Here is a 17,595-nt window from a genome sequence, read left to right on the forward strand (position 1 = left end):
AAGGACTCGACGTGCGTCCGCACCACACCACGACAGCACCCGCGGAGGAATCATCACCATGACCAGGAACCACCTGGTCGTGACGGCGCTCGCCGTCATGACCACCGTCCTCACCGCATGCGGCGGAGGCACGGACCACAACACCGACCACGGCACGAGCAGTGCGCACACGACGGCAGCGGCGGGGTCGGTCGCCGCGTCGTCGGATGAGCACAACGACGCGGACGTCACGTTCGCGCAAGGCATGATCCCGCACCACGAGGGCGCCATCCGGATGGCCCAGCTCGCGCCGAGCCGCACCGCCAACGCCCGGATCCTCGACCTCGCGGCACGCGTCGAGAGGGCGCAGGACCCGGAGATCCGGACCATGACCGCGTGGCTGGAGGCGTGGGGCGCCGACGTCACGCCGGGCGGCGGCCACGCCGGTCACGGCTCGTCCATGCCCGGCATGAGCGACGAGGACACCGCCAAGCTGGAGGCGGCCGAGGCCGCCGACTTCGACCGGGCGTTCCTCGAGTTGATGATCGAGCACCACCAGGGCGCGGTCGACATGTCCACCACGCTGCTGGGCTCGGGCCGGAACGCGGACGCCAGGAAGCTGGCCGAGCAGATCATCGCGGCTCAGCAGGCGGAGATCACCGAGATGGAAGGCCTGCTCCGGACCGTCGGCTGAGCTTGGCCGCGAACGTCGCGAACGCCGTGACGCCCTGGGGCTTGTACACGCCCAGGGCCGTCACGGCGACGCGGACGACAGCGACTCACGCGTTCCGGACGTAGGACTCACGGGAGGTGGGGGTTGAGGTCGTTCGTGAGGTGGGGAGGGAGTGGGCGGTGGTGGTGCTGCGGAAGCCGCGGAGGCGGAGGCTGTTCGACACCACGAAGACCGACGAGAACGCCATGGCGGCGCCGGCGATCATCGGGTTGAGCAGCCCGGCAGCGGCCAGCGGCAGGGCGGCGACGTTGTAGGCGAACGCCCAGAACAGGTTGCCCTTGATCGTGGCCAGGGTGCGGCGCGAAAGCCTGATCGCGTCCACGGCGGCCAGCAGGTCACCGCGCACGAGGGTCAGGTCACTGGCCTCGATCGCGGCGTCGGTGCCGGTGCCCATGGCCAGACCCAGGTCGGCCTTGGCGAGCGCGGCGGCGTCGTTGACACCGTCACCGACCATCGCCACGACCTTGCCCTCGGCCTGGAGCCGGGCCACCACGTCGACCTTGTCGGCGGGCATGACCTCGGCGATCACCTCGTCGATGCCCACCTCCGCCGCGACCGCGCGCGCCGCGGCCTCGTTGTCACCGGTCAGCAGCACCGGGGTCAGCCCCAGCGCGCGCAGCTGCCGGATCGCCTCGGCGGACGTCGGCTTCACCGTGTCCGCGACGACGAGGACCGCGCGGGCCGCGCCGTCCCACCCGACCAGCACGGCGGTACGGCCCTGCTCCTCGGCCGCCCGCTTCGCCTCGGCCAGCGGACCGTCCAGGTGGAGACCCCACTCGGCCAGCAGCCGCTCCCGACCGACGATCACCGCGTGGCCGTCGACCACGCCCTGCACGCCGAGCCCTTCGAGGTTCTGGAAGTCCTCGACCGCCGCCAGGTCGCCGACCCGCTCCGCCGCACCGACCGCGACGGCCTTCGCGATCGGGTGCTCGGAGGCGTGCTCCAACGCCCCGGCCAGCCGCAGCACCTCGTCCTCGTCCACACCGGAAGCGGTGTGCACGGCCACCAGGCTCATCCGGCCCGCGGTGACGGTGCCGGTCTTGTCCAGCACCACCGTGTCCACCCGACGGGTCGACTCCAGCACCTCAGGACCCTTGATGATGATGCCCAGCTGCGCGCCACGCCCGGTGCCGACCAGCAACGCCGTCGGCGTGGCGAGCCCCAGGGCGCACGGGCACGCGATGATCAGCACCGCGACCGCCGCCGTGAACGCCGCCGACACACCGCCACCGGCGCCGAGCCAGAACGCCAGCGTCCCGACCGACAGCGCGATCACGATCGGCACGAACACCGCCGAGATCCGGTCCGCCAGCCGCTGGGCCTCGGCCTTGCCGTTCTGCGCGTCCTCGACCAGCTTCGCCATCTGCGCCAGCTGCGTGTCCGACCCGACCCGCGTCGCACGGACCACGAGCCGACCGCCGGCGTTCACCGTCGCGCCGACGACCGCGTCACCGGGGCCGACCTCGACCGGCACGGACTCGCCGGTCAGCATGCTCGCGTCGACCGCGGAGCTGCCCTCCGCCACCACACCGTCGGTGGCGATCTTCTCCCCCGGCCGCACGACGAACCGGTCGCCGACCGCCAGCTCCGCGATCGGCACGCGCACCTCACGGCCGTCCCGCAGCACGGCGACGTCCTTCGCGCCCAGCTCCAGCAACGCCCGCAGCGCCGCACCCGCCCGCCGCTTGGACCGCGCCTCGAAGTACCGGCCCGCCAGGATGAACGTGGTCACCCCGGCCGCGACCTCCAGGTAGATGGACCCCGCGCCGTCACCGCGCGAGATGGTCAGCTCGAACGGGTGCGTCATCCCCGGGGTGCCGGCCGTGCCGAACAACAGCGCGTACAGCGACCAGGCGAACGCCGCGATCGTGCCCATCGAGATCAACGTGTCCATCGTGGCCGCGCCGTGCCGCAGGTTCGCCCACGCGGCCCGGTGGAACGGCAACGCGCCCCACACCAGCACCGGAGCGGCCAACGTCAGCGAGATCCACTGCCAGTAGGTGAACTGCGACGCCGGGATCATGGCGAGCAGCACCACCGGCACGGACAGCGCCGTCGACACGATGAGCCGCTGCCGCAACGCCGCCGTCGCATCCACCTCGACGACGGGCGCGTCGGCCCCGGAAGGGGTCTCGACGACCGGCAGCGCGGCCCGGTACCCGGCGGCCTCGACCTGCTCCACCAGCGTCGCCGGGTCCACGTCCGCGGGGAACGTGACGCGGGCCTTCTCGGTGGCGTAGTTGACCGTCGCGGTCACGCCGTCCAGCTTGTTCAGCTTGCGCTCGATCCGGGACGCGCAGGAGGCGCACGTCATGCCGGTGATCGCGAGCTCGACCTGCGACTCAGCCATGACCGTGTCCTCCTTCTTCCTCGACCGGCGCCTGAACGGTTCCCTCAGTCGGTGTTCCCGCAGTCGGTGTTCCCGCAGTCGGTGTTCCCGCAGTCGGTGTTCTCGCTGGCGGGGTCCCGGCAGCGGGGGTCTCCACAACGGGGGTTCCCGCTGTGGCCACGGTGAACTCGGCGGTCCGCACGATCCCGTTGTGCCGGAAGTCCAGGAACAGCCGGTAGCCACCGGCTGACGGGACCTCCGCCACGAACGCGATCTCCGGGCCGGCCGCCGTCTCGCCGTCACCGGGCGTGCCCGCCGGGTGCACGTGGAGGTAGGCCAGGTCACCCTGGCGCAGCGCGACCAGGTGCCCGTAAGCACCGAGGTACGGCTGGAGGTCGGTGACCGGCACCCCGTCCTTGATGACGGTCAGCCGCACCGGCGAGGCCTTGCCCGCCAGCAGGTCACCGTCCAGGCGCACCTGGTAACCGTCCACTTGGGCCACCCGGGACGGCGCGTGGGCACGGGGCTCGAACGCCCCGGCCGCGGCGACGTCGACACCCAGCGTGGTCGCTTCGCCACCGGTCGGCTTGAAGTCGGCGAACACCCGGTAGGAGCCCGCCTCGGCGACGTCCAGCGGCACGGTCCACGTGCCGTCCGCCGCCATCTCGGGGTGGACGTGCCGGTAGCCGGACGTGTCGCGCCGGACTACGACGAGGTGCATCCGCTTGTCGTGCTCGACGTCGAACCCGGTCACCGCGGCACCGCTCGGCCCGGTGATCCGGAAGGAGAATGGGTTGTTCCCCGTGGTCAGCGTCATGTCGGTGGGCGTGAGGGTGTAACCGCCCCGAGACGACGCCAGCCCGCCGGGCTGGTCGTTCGCGGCCTCCGCGACGGTGCCGCCGTGGTCGTCCCCGTGGCCGGTGCCCTCAGCACCGGACGTCCCGTCGGCACCGCGCGGGGCGGCTTCGACGGAGAAGGGACCGACAGCGCTACCGGCCGCCCAGGCGCCACCGGCGACCAGGGCGAGTACCGCACCGTAGGCGGAGAGCTTCGCTGCTGTGTTCATGTGCTCAGGTCCTTGAGACTGGTGGAGCCCGCCCCCACGGGCGGGCTCCGGATCGGCCGTTGTGCCGTTCGTGCCTGTCCTCACCTCGACCGGACGAAGCCGGTCATGCCGCTCGGGCCGCTCAGCCGGCGAGTTCGTAGCCCGCTTCCTCGACCGCCGCGCGGACGTCCGCCTCCGCGACCGGGGCGGCGCTGGTGACCTTGACCGCGCCGGTCGGCAGGTCGACGGCCACGTCGGTCACGCCGTCGATCCTGGTGACCTCCTCGGTCACGGACGCCACGCAGTGACCGCAGGTCATGCCGGTGACGGTGAAAGTGGACTCGGCCATCGGGTGCTCCTCGTAGTCGTTCCGATTCAGGACCGCACCAGGCGGGCGATCGCCTCGCTCGCCTCGCGGACCTTGTCGTCAGCGCCTTCGCCGCCCTGTGCGAGCGCGTCGGCGACGCAGTGCTTCAAGTGCTCGTCGAGCAGACCGAGGGAGACGGCTTGCAGGGCCTTGGTCGCCGCGGCGACCTGGGTCAGCACGTCGATGCAGTACTCGTCGTGCTCCACCATCCGCTGCAACCCCCGGACCTGCCCCTCGACCCGGCGCAAGCGCTTGAGGACGGCATCCTTCTCCGGTGTGTAACCCCGCATGTCCCACTCCCTCCGGCCTCCCGCCGGTCCATCGCGTTCCGGCGGGTGCCCTACAGCCACATTTATACCCCCGGGGGGTACAAGGGTCAAATCAGCCGGAGCCAGAGGTGAGCGTCGTCACGGACAGCCCTCGCCGGCGATACCCTACGGGGGTTACGTCTTTTTCGCGCACCGGGGGACGCCCATGCGGAACCGACCGCGGTGGAGGGCGTGGAGATTGACGGCCACGGCGCGGAGGAGGACCTGACGAGCGTCAAGTCGGGGGTGGGGCAGGCGGGTTTCCGGATCGCGTCCCGAAGGGGCGCCGGCACTCGGAGGGCCGGCAGCACTCGAAGGAACGGCAAGCCCCTCGAAGAGGCCGCTAGTCCTCGAAGACCAGCTCGGCCCACACGGTGGTGGTGGTGTCCTGCGACAGCACGCCCCAGCGGGCGGACAGCGCGTCGACCAGCAGCAGACCGGCCGCGGGACGCCAGGGCCCGGCCCGCTGGTCCGCGCGGTCGCGGACGCTGATGGTCAGGGACTCGCGCCACCGGTCGAGCACGAGTTCGACCACGTACGGCGGCGCGCCGTGGTTCCAGGCGTTGTCGAACAACTCCCCCACCACGACGCCGACCAGCTGCACGTCGTGCTCCGGCCAGCCGTCAAGGCGCTCGTGCAGCCAGAGGGCGACGTCCTCGGGTGAGGTCGAGTCCTCGTCCTGGACGACCAGGACAACCGCGTCGTCACCGGCCGTCACCACACCAGCGTCCCATCCCCGGTCCGGATCGCACCTGACGAGAACCTGACGATCCGCGCCTCAGGACTCGTCGATCACCGAGCGCAGGAACTGCCTGGTCCGCTCCTGCTTGGGCGAGTCGAACAGCTCGTCCGGCGGCGCGGACTCGATGATCCGGCCCTCGTTGAACATCAGCACGCGGTCCGACACGTCGCGGGCGAACTTCATCGCGTGCGTCACGCAGAGCATCGTCACGTCGAACGTGCGTGCGACGTCCCGCAGCACGTCCAGCACCTCGGCGGCCAGCTCGGGGTCGAGCGCGGACGTCACCTCGTCCAGCAGCAGCACGTCCGGCCGCATGGCCAGCGCGCGGGCGATCGCGACCCGCTGCTGCTGGCCGCCGGACAGCTGCGACGGGTACGCGTCGAGCTTGCCCGCCAGCCCGACCATGTCCAGCAGCTCCCGCGCGCGCTCCTCGGCCTCCTCGGCGGAGAGCCCCAGCACGTGCACGGGCGCTTCGGTGACGTTGCGCAGCACCCGCATGTTGGGGAACAGGTTGAACTGCTGGAACACCATCGTGGTGTGCCGCCGCATGGCCCGCAGGTGCTGTTCGCTCGCGGGCACCAGCGCGTCACCGCGCCGTTCCTGGAACAGCGGCTCACCGGCGATGGTGATCGTGCCGCTGTCCGGGCGGGTGAGCGTCATCAGCATCCGCAGGATGGTGGTCTTGCCGGAACCGCTGGGCCCGATCAGGGTCACCCGCTCGCCCGCGCGGACGCCGAAGGACAGGTCGTCGAGCACGACGGCGTCCCCGAACCGCTTGCCGACCCGGTCGAACGTGATCAACTCCGCGGTCATGCGATTTCCCTTCGGTACCGGCGTTCCAGGACCCGCACCGGCCACGCGATGACGAGGGCGGTGATCAGGTACAGCAGCCCGGCGACGGTGATCAGTTCCAGGTACTGGAAGTTCTGCGAGCCGACCGCCTTCACCACGCTGAGCACTTCGGCGATGGTGATGACGGTGAGCTGGGGGGTGTCCTTGAACAGCGCGATGGCGTAGTTGCCCAGCGCGGGCACCACCCGCGGCACGGCCTGCGGCAGGACGACCCTGGTCCACGTGCGGCCGCGGGGCAGGCTGAGCGCCTTCGCCGCCTCCCACTGCCCGGCGGGCACACCGTCGATCCCCGCCCGGTACACCTCCGAGGTGTAGGTGGCGTAGTGCACGCCGAGGCCGATCGCGCCGGTCGCCATCGCGGACAGCTCGATGCCGACCGTGGGCAGGACGAAGAACAGGAAGAACAGCTGCACCAGCAGCGGCGTGGAGCGGATGAACTCCACGAAGAACGCCACCGGCAGCCTGATCCACGGTTGCCCGCTGCGCCGCAGGAGCGCGAACGCCAACCCGAGCACCAACGCGATCACGTAGCCGAGCGCGGCGGCCTGGAGCGCGATCACCAGACCGCGCAGCAGTGCCGGCACCGCGTCCCACGCGGCCTGCCAGTCGAACGTCATCGTGCCCCCTCGACGGCCCGCGGCCCGGTGTGGGTGGTGCGGCCCAGCGACGCCGCGGCCCGCCGTTCGACCAGCTTCATCAGCCGGGTGAGCACCAGGGCGATCACGCCGTAACCGGCGAGCAGGCCGGCGAACGTGGCCGCGGTGTCACCGGTCGCGGCCCGCACGATCTGACCCTGGAACGTGAGGTCCTGGAGGTACACCAGCGACACCAGCGCGGTCGCCTTCAGCAGCTCGACCAGCAGGTTCCCGAAAGGCGGAACCATCGCCACGAGCGCCTGCGGCAGCACCACGAGCCGCATCCGCTGCCACGGCGTGAAGTTGAGCGCGGTGGCCGCCTCCAGCTGCGCGGTCGGCACCGAGACGACCGCGCCGCGGACGACCTCCGCGCCGTACGCGCCGATGTTGAGCGACAGCGCGAGCACCCCGGCGAACAGCGGCTCCAGCTGGAGGCCGAGGCCAGGCAGGGCGAACACCAGCCAGAACAGCACGACCAGCGCGGGCAGCCCGCGGAACCCCTCGGTGTACGCCATGGCGACGCCGCGCAGCAGCCGGTTCGGCGACAGCCGGGCGAGCCCGGCGGCGAACGCGAACACCAGGCCGATCGCCGCGCCGAACACGGTCAGTTCCAGGGTGACGACCAGCCCGTCGAGCAGCCGCAGCCACAGACCTGTGGACATGGGGTGACCCTTCCCCTCAGGCCCGGTCGGCCCGGCAGAGCCGGTCCGCGGTGAGGTCGGTCATCTCGGACTCGGTGAACCCGAACGGTCGGACGATCTCCAGCAGCTCACCGCTCTGCTTGAGCACGGTCAGCTCGGCGTTGAACGCGTCGCGCAGCCGCCGCTGGTCCGGGCGGAAGCCGAACCCGCCCGCGCCGTACTGCTCGACGCCGTCCAGCACCGGCACGAACGGCTCGGTCAGCTCCACCGCCGCGTCCGGCCTGCGGGCCATCGCGTCGCGCAGCGAGATCGCGGTGAGCAGGAACCCGTCCGCGCGACCCGCCAGCAGCCCGTCGATGCCACCCGCCTGGGTGGCGAACGTGACCGTCCGGTCCTCGGGCACCCCGTACCCGGCGGCGATCTCGACCTCGAAGCTGCCCAGGAGCAGGCCGAGGCGCGCGGTGCCGTCGCTGGCGAAGTCCTCCAGCGTGCGGTACCGCCCGACGTCCTCGCTGCGCACCAGGATCGCTTCGGGCGCGTTGTAGTCCGGGTCGGAGAACAGGATCTGCTCGCACCGGGGCGGCGTGATGAACATGCCGGCGGCGATGACGTCGAACAGCCCGGCGCGCAGGCCCGGGATCAACGCGCCGAAGTCGGACAGCGCGGGCACGAAGCCGGGCACGCCCAGCCGGCGGAAGACCGCCTTGGCGACCTCCGGCGCCTCGCCGGTCAGCTCGCCGTCGCTGTCGACGTAGCCGTAGGGGGCTTCGTTGGCGAAACCCATCCTGACCTCGCCGGTCGCGCGCAGGCGTTCCAGCAGGTTGCCCCCGTCACGCTCGGCGGACAGGTCGACGGTGCTGCACCCCGTCACGGTGAGCCCGGCGCCCAGGCCGGCCAGCATGAACAGGCGACGGGACAACTGTGGAGTGGACACGAAGCGGGATTCCCAACTTCGACGACAGGACGGCCCACCACACCGGGAGGGGCGGGGTGGACGTTGGCGACCCTAGAGACAGGCCACCCGGAGCGTCAACACGGCACGGCGTCGCGTGAGGAACGATCCCCGCCATTCTCGTTGCACAACAGGAGAAATCATCTTGTTGCACAGCGCAAAAATCCACAATAGACGGTGAACCTTGCGGTTTCGTGACAGCTGTCACAAGACCCGTTCACCTTTTCCGAGCGGCTGTTACGTTCCAGCAGCATGTTCGCCAAACCGACGAAACACAGCGCGGCCGAGGTCGGCCCGGGGCCACGGCTCCAGGTCGGGCGGCCGAACCCGGTGGACGGGGGCGCGCTCTGGCGACTGGCCCGGGACACCGGGGTGCTCGACGTCAACTCCTCGTACGCCTACCTGCTGTGGGCCAGGGACTTCGCGGCCACCTCGGTGGTCGCCCGGCACGACGGCGAGGTGGTCGGCTTCGTCAGCGGCTACACCCGCCCGGACGCGCCGGACACCCTGTTCGTCTGGCAGGTCGGCGTGGACGCGCGGCACCGTGGCCGCGGCGTCGCGCGCGCCATGCTCGACGACCTGGTCGGCCGTGGCGCGCGGTTCCTCGAAACGACGGTCACCGCGACCAACGAGGCGTCGATCCGGTTGTTCAGCGCGCTGGCGCGGGACCACGACGTCCGGCACACCGTCGAGCCGCTGTTCACCGCCGACCTGTTCCCCGACGGGCACGAAGCCGAGGAACTGCACCGGCTGGGCCCGTGGCCCGTCCCGGCCCCCACCGCACCCGAAAACTTGGAGTGACGTGAGCATCTTCGCCAGCCTCGAATCCGAGGTCCGCAGCTACTGCCGCAGCTGGCCTGTCGTGTTCGACCGCGCGGTCGGCGCACACCTGTACGACGAGGACGGCCGGGGTTACCTGGACTTCTTCGCGGGCGCGGGCGCGCTCAACTACGGGCACAACAACCCGGTCCTGAAGAAAGCGCTGGTCGAGTACCTGTCCGAGGACCGGATCACGCATTCGCTGGACATGCACACGGCCGCCAAACGCGAGTTCCTGGAGACGTTCGACGAGGTCGTGCTCCAGCCCCGCGGCCTGGACTACAAGGTCCAGTTCCCCGGCCCGACCGGCACGAACGCCGTCGAGGCCGCGCTCAAGCTGGCGCGCAAGGTCACCGGGCGCGAGTCCGTCGTGAACTTCACCAACGCGTTCCACGGCATGACGCTGGGCGCGCTGTCCGTGACCGGCGACTCGATGAAGCGCGGCGGCGCGGGCATCCCCCTCGTGCACGCCACGCCGATGCCCTACGACAACTACTTCGAGGGCCAGTACCCCGACTTCCTGTACTTCGAGCGGCTGCTCGGCGACGCGAGCAGCGGCCTCAACGCGCCCGCCGCCGTGATCGTGGAGACCGTGCAGGGCGAGGGCGGCATCAACGCGGCCCGGTTCGAGTGGCTCGCCGGGCTCTCCGCGCTGTGCCGCGAGCACGGGATCCTGCTGATCGTGGACGACGTGCAGATGGGCTGCGGTCGCACCGGCCCGTTCTTCAGCTTCGAGGCGGCCGGGATCAAGCCGGACATCGTCTGCCTGTCCAAGTCCATCGGCGGGTACGGGATGCCGATGGCGCTCACGCTCGTGCGCCGGGACCTGGACGTGTGGGAGCCGGGCGAGCACAACGGCACGTTCCGGGGCCACAACCCGGCGTTCGTGACGGCCACGGCGGCGCTGCGCACGTACTGGACCGACGACCGGCTGGAGAAGAGCACGCTGGCCAAGGGCGAGCAGGTCGAACGCGTGCTCCTCGACCTCTGCGCGACCGTGCCCGGCACCCGGGCGAAGGGCCGCGGACTGGCCCGCGGCATGTCGTTCGAGGAGCCGGGGCTGGCGGGCCGGGTGGCCGCGGCGGCGTTCCGGCGCGGGCTGCTGGTGGAGACGTCGGGACCGGAGGACGAGGTGGTCAAGCTGATGCCGCCGCTGACCGTCACCGACGAGGAGCTGGACCGGGGCCTGGCCCTGTTCACCGAGGCCGTGCGCGAGTGCGCCCCCGCCTGACAGGAGAGGCACCATGATCGTTCGTTCCCTGCACGACCTCGACGGCACGGACCGCGATGTCGTCACCCCCAACTGGCGCAGCAAGCGCATCATCCTGGCCGGTGACCGGGTTGGGTTCTCGATGCACGAGACGGTCCTGAAAGCGGGCACCGTCAACGACTTCTGGTACGCCAACCACGTCGAGGCCGTGCTGTGCGTGGAAGGCCACGGCGAGCTGGTCGACCAGGAGACCGGCGAGGTCCACCCGCTGCGGCCGGGCACGCTCTACCTGCTCGACGGGCACGAGCGGCACCAGGTGCGGCCGGTGACCGACATCCGCGCGATCTGCGTGTTCAACCCGCCGGTGACCGGGCGCGAGGTGCACGACGAGACCGGCGCGTACCCGCTGATCCGCCTGGAAGACCTGGAAGACCTGGAAGACGGCCTGGACAACGGCCCGAACGAGGACGCCGCCGGCCGGCCGTCCGACGAGGAGACCCGCGTATGACCGCGACCACCGCCACCACGACCGCGGACCGGTACCCGACCCGCACCCCGGGCGAGTCCGCGCCGATCAGCCGGACCGAGCCCGTGCTGTGGAACGGTGCGGCCTCCGGCCCGCTCGACGCCGAGACCGCGTCCTCGTACGACGCCAAGGGCTTCCTCACCGTCGAGGGCCTGCTGACGCCGGACGAGGTCGACGTGTTCCGGGCCGAGGTCGACCGGTTGCGCAACGACCCGGTCGTGCGGGCCGACGAGCGCACCATCGTGGAGAAGCAGTCCGACGACGTGCGCTCGATCTTCGAGGTGCACCGGATCAGCGATCTGGTCGCGCGGCTGGCCGCCGACCCCAGGCTGCTCGACCGGGCCCGCCAGATCCTCGGCTCCGAGGTCTACGTGCACCAGAGCCGGGTGAACTTCATGCCGGGCTTCACCGGCAAGGGCTTCTACTGGCACTCGGACTTCGAGACGTGGCACGCCGAGGACGGCATGCCGCTGATGCGGGCGGTCAGCGCGTCGATCGCGCTCACCGACAACTACCCGTTCAACGGCGGTCTGATGCTGATGCCCGGCGCGCACCGGACGTTCGTGCCCTGCGCGGGCGCGACACCGGACGACCACTACCGGGAGTCGTTGAAGGAGCAGGAGATCGGCGTGCCGAGCCGGGCGAACATCACCGCGCTGGCCGACGCGCACGGCATCGAGCAGTTCACCGGACCGGCCGGGTCGGCGCTCATGTTCGACTCCAACAGCATGCACGGGTCGGGCAGCAACATCACGCCGTTCCCGCGGTCGAACATCTTCCTGGTGTTCAACAGCGTGGAGAACGCACTGGTGGAGCCGTTCGCGGCGAACCGCCCGCGGCCGGACTTCGTCGCCTCGCGCGACTTCACGCCGCTGGGCTGATCCGACTCGTCAACTGTTCGTCAGCTTTTCGTCAGGTACGGCGGGCGTCCGTTGCGCGATGATGGTGGCGCGACTCGCGGGGCTTCGGCACCGCGAGTCGACCACACTTCGGGCGCCCGCCGGGTGAGGTACAACTTCCCCATGAATCGGGCCAAGGTCTCCAGCGGCGACGTCGACGCGCTCACCGACGCGGTGCTCACCGCGTCACGGCTCCTGGTCGCCGTGTCGGCCCGGTCGATCGCCGCGGTGGACGAGTCGATCACGCTGGCCCAGTTCCGGATGCTCGTCGTCCTCGACAGCCGTGGCCCGGTCAAGCTGACGTCGCTGGCCGAGCACCTGTCGGTCAACCCGTCCACCGCCACCCGGATGGTGGACCGGCTCGCCGCGGGCGGCCTGGTGGTCCGGCAGGCCAGCCCCACGTCCAGACGCGAGCTCGTGCTCGGCCTGTCCGCCGAGGGCAAGCGGGTGGTGCAGACCGCCACCCGCCGGCGGCGGGCCGAGATCCGCAAGATCGTGTCCCGGATGCCGGCGGAGACGAGGGCGGGGCTGGTCGACGCGCTGGTGGCGTTCGCGGACGCGGGCGGGGAGCCGGTCGTGCCGGACGACTGGACGCCGCTGGGCACGCTGGCCTGACGTTCTCCTTGCGGTGCGGCGCGGCCCGTCGTCGGGCGCACCCGACCGTCCTACTCTCGGTGTGACCGCACGTCGTGCACCGGGAGGACGACCGTTGCTGGACATCGACGACACCGCGACCAGCGCCATCAGGAAGCTCACCGACGCCGCGGGCGTGGCGCCGAGAGGCGGGCTGCGGATCGCGCGGACGCCGGACCTGCGGTTCGACCTGTCCATCACGGCGCGGCCCGGCGGTGACGACGAGGTCGTGACCTCCGAGGACGGCGCACGGGTGTTCCTGGAGCCGCAGGCGGCGGAAGTGCTGGCGGACAAGGTCCTGGACGTGCGCACCGACGACGACGGCCGGTTCCACTTCGGGGTCTACCCCCAGCTCTGACCGGCGAGCGGGCGGTCGGGGGCGGTCGGGGGCGATCGACGTGGTCGCAGCGGGACGGTTCAGTCGGCGCAGCGGAAGCAGTAGTGGGGCCCGACCGCGCGGTCGAGGCCTCGCCACCCCGCCTCGAACGCCTGCTCCCAGAGTAATCGCCAGTCGTGGACGACCTGGTCGACGCGGTTGTGGGTGCGTCCGCAGTGGTCGCAGACGAGGACGAGAGCGGATTCGTCATGGTCGCCGGGAATGGCGGTCACGGTGCCGGTATCGACTTCCTCATCGGGCGCTCCACATCTCGTCGGGCGCTCTGTCCTGTCGGCGGTGGGCAGGTGTCGGCCGCGTCTTTGCGGCCGACACCTGGTTGTGCACCCAGTGATTGCTCGGGAGCCTCGTACCACCTTGGTGGAGAACCGCCGCGGTGAACCTTGCGATCGGCTTGCGATCGCGGCGAGGCCTGTCCCCGTGCGACAGTCTGGGGCCGACCGAAGGTGAGGATCGGGGTAGATGGAATTCTCTGTGCTGCTGGTCGAGGACGACGAGCACATCCGGCAGGCGCTGGGACTGGCGCTCGACGACGAGGGCTTCGCCGTCCACGACGCGGTGTCCGGCGAGGAAGCGCTCGCCCTGCTGGACACGACCACGTTCGACGTGGTGCTGCTGGACCTGATGCTGCCCGGTGTGGACGGACTGGAGGTGTGCCGCCTGCTGCGGGCGCGCGGCGACCTGCCGATCATCATCGTGACCGCGCGCGCCGACGCCTCCGACGTGATCGCCGGGCTGGAGGCGGGCGCGGACGACTACGTGACCAAACCGCTGGTGGCGAGCGTGCTGGCGGCCCGGATCAGGGCGCTGCTGCGGCGGCGTGGCGGCGGGCGGCAGGACGAGGTGATCCGGATCGGCCAGCTGGAGATCCGGCCCGACGTGGGCACGGTGCACCGGGCCGGCAGCGAGGTGCACGTGACCCGCACGGAGTTCCGGCTCCTGGTGGAGCTGGCGTCGGCCGGCGGCCGGATCGTCACCCGCGAGCAGCTCCTGCAACGCGTGTGGGGCTACGACTACTTCGGCGACACCCGGCTGCTCGACGTGCACATCCGCCGGCTGCGCCGCAAGGTGGAGGAGAACCCCGACGATCCGACGCTGGTGGTGACCGTGCGCGGGGCGGGCTACCGGATGGACGTCTGATGGGTCGGTTCTCGCTGCGGTGGCGCGTCGCGCTGGCCCTCGGACTCGGGTCGGTGCTGCTGACCAGCGCCGTCGCGGTGGCGATCTGGAACCTCACGTCCGGCTACATGCTGCGCCAGCGCGAGCAGAGCGCGGTGCGGCAGGCCGAAGTCAACGTGCGGCTGGTCGCCGAGGCGCTGCGCACCGACTCGGACGGGCTGAACGAGCTGCTGACCGGCCTCACCACCGGCCCCGACTCCACCGTCCTGCTGTTCCACGGCGGGCAGGTGCTCACCAGCGGGCGTCAGGTGGACGCGCAGGTGCTGCCCCGTCGGCTGGTCGACCTGGGGCGGGAGGGGACGCCCGCGTCGCAGCGGCTCGTCGTGGACGGCATCCCGGTGCTGGCGGTGACGCTGCCGATCGAGTCGACCGACGGCGCCTACGTCGAGCTGGCGCCGCTCGTGCAGCTGGACCGCACGTTCCGGTTCCTCAGCGGCCTGCTGGTGGCGGTGACCGTGATCAGCGGCCTGCTGGGCGTGGTGCTGGGTTCCTGGGCGAGCAGACGGGCGCTGCGGCCGCTGAGCGAGCTGACGAAGGCCGCGTCGCGGATCGCGGGCGGTGACCTGGGTGCGCGACTGCCGGCCCAGACCGACCCCGACCTGACCCCGCTGGCGGCCACGTTCAACTCGACGGCCGACGCGTTGGAGCAGCGGGTGCGGCGTGACGCGCGGTTCGCCGGCGACGTGAGCCACGAGCTGCGGTCACCGCTGACCACCATGGTCAACGCCGCCGAGGTGCTGCGCCGCCGGCGCGTCGAGGTGCCCGGCACGGCGGGGCGGGCGCTCGACCTGCTGACGTCCGAAGTGGACCGGTTCGCGCGGATGGTGGTGGACCTGTTGGAGATCTCGCGGGCCGACCAGCAGGCCGAGGACCCCACGCTGGAGACGATCGACCTGGTCTCGCTGGTGCGCAACGTCGTCGCGGCCCGGCCGGGCGACCAGGCGCCGGTGCACGCCGAGGAGCCGCCGCCGCAGGTGCTCGGCGACCGGCGACGGCTGGACCGGGCGGTCAGCAACCTGCTCGACAACGCCGAGCGGCACGCGGGCGGGGTGGTGCGGGTGGCCGTGTTCAGCCGTGACGGGCAGGCGCGGATCGAGGTGGACGACGCCGGTCCGGGTGTCCCGCCCGAGCTGCGCGACCGCATCTTCGACCGTTTCGACCGGGGTGCGCGGGCCGGCAGCCGGGGCGCGGACACCGGCAGCGGCCTGGGCCTGGCCCTGGTCGCGCAGCACGTCCAGCGGCACGGCGGCACCGTGCGGGTGGAAGACCGCCCCGGTGGCGGCGCCCGCTTCGTGATCGAGATCCCCGAGGCGGACCAATGAGGACCGCCGCCCTCCTCGTAGCGGCCCTGGCCTTCCTCACCGCGTGCGGCGTGACCACCCAGGACGACCCACAGCCACTGGTCACGTCCACCGCGAACCCCTTGCCGACGCCGACGCTCACCCAGCGCCCGGACCCGACCACGCCCTCCTCCCCCGTCACCCCGTCCACCACCACCGCCGCTACGCCGACCACGTAGGCGCGGCGCGGCTCGCCCCCGCCCGGGAGCCGAACCCCGGCAGAGATCCGGCGCCGGCTCGCCGGCCCTGGTCCGCCCGCGCCGCACCCCGGCCGGATGATGGGGAGATGCGCAGGCGGGTGTTGTCGGTGGCGGCGGTGGTCGTCACCATCGTGGCCGTGGTGTTCGGTGGCGTGTTCGCGTTCCAGCGCAAGCTCATCTACCTGCCGTCCGGTGGGCCGCTGCCGGGCGCGGCCGAGGTGCTGGGTGGTGGACGGGACGTCACCCTGACCACCTCGGACGGCCTGCGGTTGTCGGCCTGGTACTTCCCCGTCGACTCGGCGCGCGCCACCGTGCTGGTCGCGCCGGGCAACGCGGGGAACCGGCGGCTGCGCGTCCCGCTCGCCCGCGCGCTCACCGCGCGCGGCCTGTCGGTGCTGCTGCTCGACTACCGGGGGTACGGCGGCAACCCCGGCGACCCCACGGAGGCCGGGCTGGCGCTGGACGTCCGCGCGGCGCGCGAGTTCCTGGTGGGCGACGCCGGTGTGCCGCCCGAGCGGGTGCTGTACTTCGGCGAGAGCCTGGGTTCGGCGGTCGTCGCGGAACTCGCCACCGAGCACCCGCCGGCCGGGCTGGTGCTGCGGTCGCCGTTCACCGACCTGGCGTCGGTCGGCTCGCTGCACTACCCGTTCCTGCCGGTGCGGTGGCTGTTGCTGGACGAGTTCACGACCGCCGAGCACGTGGCCCGGGTCGAGGCGCCCGTCACCGTCGTCCACGGCACGTCCGACTCGATCATCCCGGCGGAGCAGAGCCGGGCGGTGGCGACGGCGGCGGGCGCCCGGACCGTCGAGGTGCCAGGGGCCGACCACAACGACCGCGTGCTGCTGGACGGGCCGGCGGTGGTCGGCGCGATCACCGACCTGGCGCCGCCGTGACCGGCGGCGACCGGGCTACCGGCGCGCCGGCCGGGTGCCGGTCGGCCGCCGACCGGCTGCTCGCCCGCATCGCACCCGACCCGCCTCCGCTACCAGCGCTCGTCCGGCGCGGGCACGTCGTCGGGCAGCGGCACGGCGCGGCGCTGGTCGGCGACGTCCGCCGGGTCGGCTTCGGCCGGCTCCAGCGGCTCGGGAGCGGGGTCGGCCCGGCCGACCGACGCCTCCTCGTCCACGAGGCCCGCATCGACCTCGGGCTCGACGGTGCGCAGTTGGTCGGCCACGTCGTTCATCGGCTTCTCCATGCTCATCACGATGACCTCCACAGCGGCTGCGGGCAGGACGAGGCCCGCTGCGAACAAGGGTCGCAGCGGGCCGACGGATACGACGTTCAGAGACGGGTTCACACACCATCGGGGGATGCCGCTCGTGGTGCTCGCCTGCGCGCGTCACGAGACGCCGGGCCGGGCCATCCGCTCACGGCACCCGGGTAGCGGTGGGGCGAGCCACCTCGCCGAACGAGCCGGATCCCCTCATCGGGTCACCTCTCCCTCGGTTCCGGACGAACGAGCAACGAACAGTCCACCGTCGATCCGGCGCAGCGGAGGAGACCGCTCGCACGGATCGACCCGGTGGGCTCTGAGGTGCGCGGGACGGGCCGGCGGTCCGGCGGACCGGTCGGGGCCGCGACGTCCTTCCGACGGTCCCCGCCGGGTCGACCAGGGCAGCGGCGTGGAGGCAGCGCCGAAGTTCGCGCTGACGATGGCGGCGAACTCGGCATCCAGCCAGCCCTGGTCCGCCAGGACCAAGTCGGCGAAGCCGACCTGCCCGTCCTCGCGGACGCGACTGCTGACGCAACTGCTGCCGAACACGTCGATCACTCCCAGGCCACGTTCACCAGGTCACTGACCGATACACCTTT

At 71.8% G+C, this 17,595-nt stretch carries 22 protein-coding genes; 11 read left to right on the forward strand and 11 right to left on the reverse strand.

Annotated elements, in window-relative coordinates:
- Window positions 1-58: 58 nt before the first annotated feature.
- Window positions 59-673, forward strand: a complete 615-nt coding sequence (locus ACRAKI_RS25250; protein WP_447002998.1) for a DUF305 domain-containing protein — start codon at window positions 59-61, stop codon at window positions 671-673.
- A gap of 85 nt (window positions 674-758) precedes the next feature.
- Here the strand turns inward: ACRAKI_RS25250 and ACRAKI_RS25255 are convergent, their stop codons facing one another.
- The 9 genes from ACRAKI_RS25255 to ehuB form a co-directional block, all read right to left on the reverse strand.
- Window positions 759-3,062 (reverse strand): heavy metal translocating P-type ATPase, encoded by a 2,304-nt coding sequence (locus tag ACRAKI_RS25255; RefSeq protein ID WP_447002999.1) that lies wholly within the window; start codon window positions 3,060-3,062, stop codon window positions 759-761.
- Complete coding sequence (locus ACRAKI_RS25260) at window positions 3,055-4,107, reverse strand: hypothetical protein (protein ID WP_447003000.1); 1,053 nt, start codon at window positions 4,105-4,107, stop codon at window positions 3,055-3,057. Before ACRAKI_RS25260 ends, ACRAKI_RS25255 begins: the two co-directional genes overlap by 8 nt.
- 121 nt (window positions 4,108-4,228) lie before the next feature.
- Entirely contained in the window at window positions 4,229-4,435 is a 207-nt protein-coding gene (locus ACRAKI_RS25265) for a heavy-metal-associated domain-containing protein (protein WP_447003001.1), read from the reverse strand.
- Window positions 4,436-4,461: 26 nt separating this feature from the next.
- The gene (locus tag ACRAKI_RS25270) at window positions 4,462-4,743 is read right to left on the reverse strand and encodes a metal-sensitive transcriptional regulator (protein ID WP_447003002.1); all 282 of its coding nucleotides are present in this window, start codon (window positions 4,741-4,743) and stop codon (window positions 4,462-4,464) included.
- 361 nt (window positions 4,744-5,104) lie between these two features.
- The gene (locus tag ACRAKI_RS25275) at window positions 5,105-5,479 is read right to left on the reverse strand and encodes an ATP-binding protein (protein WP_447003003.1); all 375 of its coding nucleotides are present in this window, start codon (window positions 5,477-5,479) and stop codon (window positions 5,105-5,107) included.
- 60 nt (window positions 5,480-5,539) lie between these two features.
- Complete coding sequence (ehuA, locus tag ACRAKI_RS25280) at window positions 5,540-6,304, reverse strand: ectoine/hydroxyectoine ABC transporter ATP-binding protein EhuA (protein ID WP_447008506.1); 765 nt, start codon at window positions 6,302-6,304, stop codon at window positions 5,540-5,542.
- A gap of 8 nt (window positions 6,305-6,312) precedes the next feature.
- A complete protein-coding gene (gene ehuD / locus ACRAKI_RS25285) occupies window positions 6,313-6,972 on the reverse strand; it encodes an ectoine/hydroxyectoine ABC transporter permease subunit EhuD (protein ID WP_447003004.1) in 660 nt (219 codons plus the stop codon).
- Complete coding sequence (gene ehuC / locus ACRAKI_RS25290; protein WP_447003005.1) at window positions 6,969-7,652, reverse strand: ectoine/hydroxyectoine ABC transporter permease subunit EhuC; 684 nt, start codon at window positions 7,650-7,652, stop codon at window positions 6,969-6,971. Before ehuC ends, ehuD begins: the two co-directional genes overlap by 4 nt.
- 16 nt (window positions 7,653-7,668) lie before the next feature.
- Window positions 7,669-8,550 carry an ectoine/hydroxyectoine ABC transporter substrate-binding protein EhuB gene (gene ehuB / locus ACRAKI_RS25295; protein WP_447003006.1) on the reverse strand — a complete coding sequence of 294 codons (882 nt, stop codon included), beginning with the start codon at window positions 8,548-8,550 and terminating at the stop codon, window positions 7,669-7,671.
- 285 nt (window positions 8,551-8,835) lie between these two features.
- Between ehuB and ectA the strand changes: the two genes are divergently transcribed.
- From ectA to ACRAKI_RS25325, 6 genes are all read left to right on the forward strand, one after another.
- Window positions 8,836-9,384: a diaminobutyrate acetyltransferase gene (ectA, locus tag ACRAKI_RS25300; protein WP_447003007.1), complete on the forward strand. Its 549-nt coding sequence runs from the start codon at window positions 8,836-8,838 to the stop codon at window positions 9,382-9,384.
- Between the two features lies 1 nt (window position 9,385).
- Window positions 9,386-10,633, forward strand: a complete 1,248-nt coding sequence (ectB, locus tag ACRAKI_RS25305) for a diaminobutyrate--2-oxoglutarate transaminase (RefSeq protein WP_447003008.1) — start codon at window positions 9,386-9,388, stop codon at window positions 10,631-10,633.
- Window positions 10,634-10,646: 13 nt separating this feature from the next.
- Entirely contained in the window at window positions 10,647-11,120 is a 474-nt protein-coding gene (locus ACRAKI_RS25310) for an ectoine synthase (RefSeq protein ID WP_447003009.1), read from the forward strand.
- On the forward strand, window positions 11,117-12,019 hold the full coding sequence (gene thpD, locus ACRAKI_RS25315) for an ectoine hydroxylase (RefSeq protein WP_447003010.1): 903 nt from the start codon (window positions 11,117-11,119) through the stop codon (window positions 12,017-12,019). The genes ACRAKI_RS25310 and thpD overlap by 4 nt, the downstream gene beginning before the upstream one ends.
- Before the next feature lie 141 nt (window positions 12,020-12,160).
- The gene (locus tag ACRAKI_RS25320; protein WP_447003011.1) at window positions 12,161-12,652 is read left to right on the forward strand and encodes a MarR family winged helix-turn-helix transcriptional regulator; all 492 of its coding nucleotides are present in this window, start codon (window positions 12,161-12,163) and stop codon (window positions 12,650-12,652) included.
- Between the two features lie 94 nt (window positions 12,653-12,746).
- On the forward strand, window positions 12,747-13,028 hold the full coding sequence (locus ACRAKI_RS25325; protein WP_447003012.1) for a hypothetical protein: 282 nt from the start codon (window positions 12,747-12,749) through the stop codon (window positions 13,026-13,028).
- A gap of 59 nt (window positions 13,029-13,087) precedes the next feature.
- Here ACRAKI_RS25325 and ACRAKI_RS25330 read toward each other — a convergent pair whose 3' ends face one another.
- Complete coding sequence (locus ACRAKI_RS25330; RefSeq protein WP_447003013.1) at window positions 13,088-13,279, reverse strand: hypothetical protein; 192 nt, start codon at window positions 13,277-13,279, stop codon at window positions 13,088-13,090.
- Between the two features lie 247 nt (window positions 13,280-13,526).
- Between ACRAKI_RS25330 and ACRAKI_RS25335 the strand changes: the two genes are divergently transcribed.
- The 4 genes from ACRAKI_RS25335 to ACRAKI_RS25350 all read left to right on the forward strand — a co-directional run bounded on the left by ACRAKI_RS25335 (window position 13,527) and on the right by ACRAKI_RS25350 (window position 16,676).
- A complete protein-coding gene (locus ACRAKI_RS25335; RefSeq protein ID WP_447003014.1) occupies window positions 13,527-14,204 on the forward strand; it encodes a response regulator in 678 nt (225 codons plus the stop codon).
- Window positions 14,204-15,565 carry an ATP-binding protein gene (locus tag ACRAKI_RS25340; protein ID WP_447003015.1) on the forward strand — a complete coding sequence of 454 codons (1,362 nt, stop codon included), beginning with the start codon at window positions 14,204-14,206 and terminating at the stop codon, window positions 15,563-15,565. The genes ACRAKI_RS25335 and ACRAKI_RS25340 overlap by 1 nt, the downstream gene beginning before the upstream one ends.
- Entirely contained in the window at window positions 15,562-15,762 is a 201-nt protein-coding gene (locus tag ACRAKI_RS25345; protein ID WP_447003016.1) for a hypothetical protein, read from the forward strand. The genes ACRAKI_RS25340 and ACRAKI_RS25345 overlap by 4 nt, the downstream gene beginning before the upstream one ends.
- Window positions 15,763-15,869: 107 nt before the next feature.
- Complete coding sequence (locus tag ACRAKI_RS25350) at window positions 15,870-16,676, forward strand: alpha/beta hydrolase (RefSeq protein WP_447003017.1); 807 nt, start codon at window positions 15,870-15,872, stop codon at window positions 16,674-16,676.
- Between the two features lie 89 nt (window positions 16,677-16,765).
- Here the strand turns inward: ACRAKI_RS25350 and ACRAKI_RS25355 are convergent, their stop codons facing one another.
- The gene (locus ACRAKI_RS25355) at window positions 16,766-17,035 is read right to left on the reverse strand and encodes a hypothetical protein (protein WP_447003018.1); all 270 of its coding nucleotides are present in this window, start codon (window positions 17,033-17,035) and stop codon (window positions 16,766-16,768) included.
- Window positions 17,036-17,595 lie beyond the last annotated feature (560 nt).

The sequence above is a fragment of the Saccharothrix isguenensis genome, from assembly GCF_052936305.1.

Coding starts and splice junctions, on each gene's coding strand:
- ehuD (WP_447003004.1), bottom strand. CDS start 6,972: ATGACGTTCGACTGGCAGGCCGCGTGGGACGCGGTGCCGGCACTGCTG.
- ACRAKI_RS25270 (WP_447003002.1), bottom strand. CDS start 4,743: ATGCGGGGTTACACACCGGAGAAGGATGCCGTCCTCAAGCGCTTGCGC.
- ACRAKI_RS25320 (WP_447003011.1), top strand. CDS start 12,161: ATGAATCGGGCCAAGGTCTCCAGCGGCGACGTCGACGCGCTCACCGAC.
- ACRAKI_RS25250 (WP_447002998.1), top strand. CDS start 59: ATGACCAGGAACCACCTGGTCGTGACGGCGCTCGCCGTCATGACCACC.
- ACRAKI_RS25350 (WP_447003017.1), top strand. CDS start 15,870: ATGCGCAGGCGGGTGTTGTCGGTGGCGGCGGTGGTCGTCACCATCGTG.
- ACRAKI_RS25335 (WP_447003014.1), top strand. CDS start 13,527: ATGGAATTCTCTGTGCTGCTGGTCGAGGACGACGAGCACATCCGGCAG.
- ACRAKI_RS25260 (WP_447003000.1), bottom strand. CDS start 4,107: ATGAACACAGCAGCGAAGCTCTCCGCCTACGGTGCGGTACTCGCCCTG.
- thpD (WP_447003010.1), top strand. CDS start 11,117: ATGACCGCGACCACCGCCACCACGACCGCGGACCGGTACCCGACCCGC.
- ACRAKI_RS25345 (WP_447003016.1), top strand. CDS start 15,562: ATGAGGACCGCCGCCCTCCTCGTAGCGGCCCTGGCCTTCCTCACCGCG.
- ACRAKI_RS25265 (WP_447003001.1), bottom strand. CDS start 4,435: ATGGCCGAGTCCACTTTCACCGTCACCGGCATGACCTGCGGTCACTGC.
- ACRAKI_RS25340 (WP_447003015.1), top strand. CDS start 14,204: ATGGGTCGGTTCTCGCTGCGGTGGCGCGTCGCGCTGGCCCTCGGACTC.
- ACRAKI_RS25255 (WP_447002999.1), bottom strand. CDS start 3,062: ATGGCTGAGTCGCAGGTCGAGCTCGCGATCACCGGCATGACGTGCGCC.
- ACRAKI_RS25310 (WP_447003009.1), top strand. CDS start 10,647: ATGATCGTTCGTTCCCTGCACGACCTCGACGGCACGGACCGCGATGTC.
- ectA (WP_447003007.1), top strand. CDS start 8,836: ATGTTCGCCAAACCGACGAAACACAGCGCGGCCGAGGTCGGCCCGGGG.
- ehuC (WP_447003005.1), bottom strand. CDS start 7,652: ATGTCCACAGGTCTGTGGCTGCGGCTGCTCGACGGGCTGGTCGTCACC.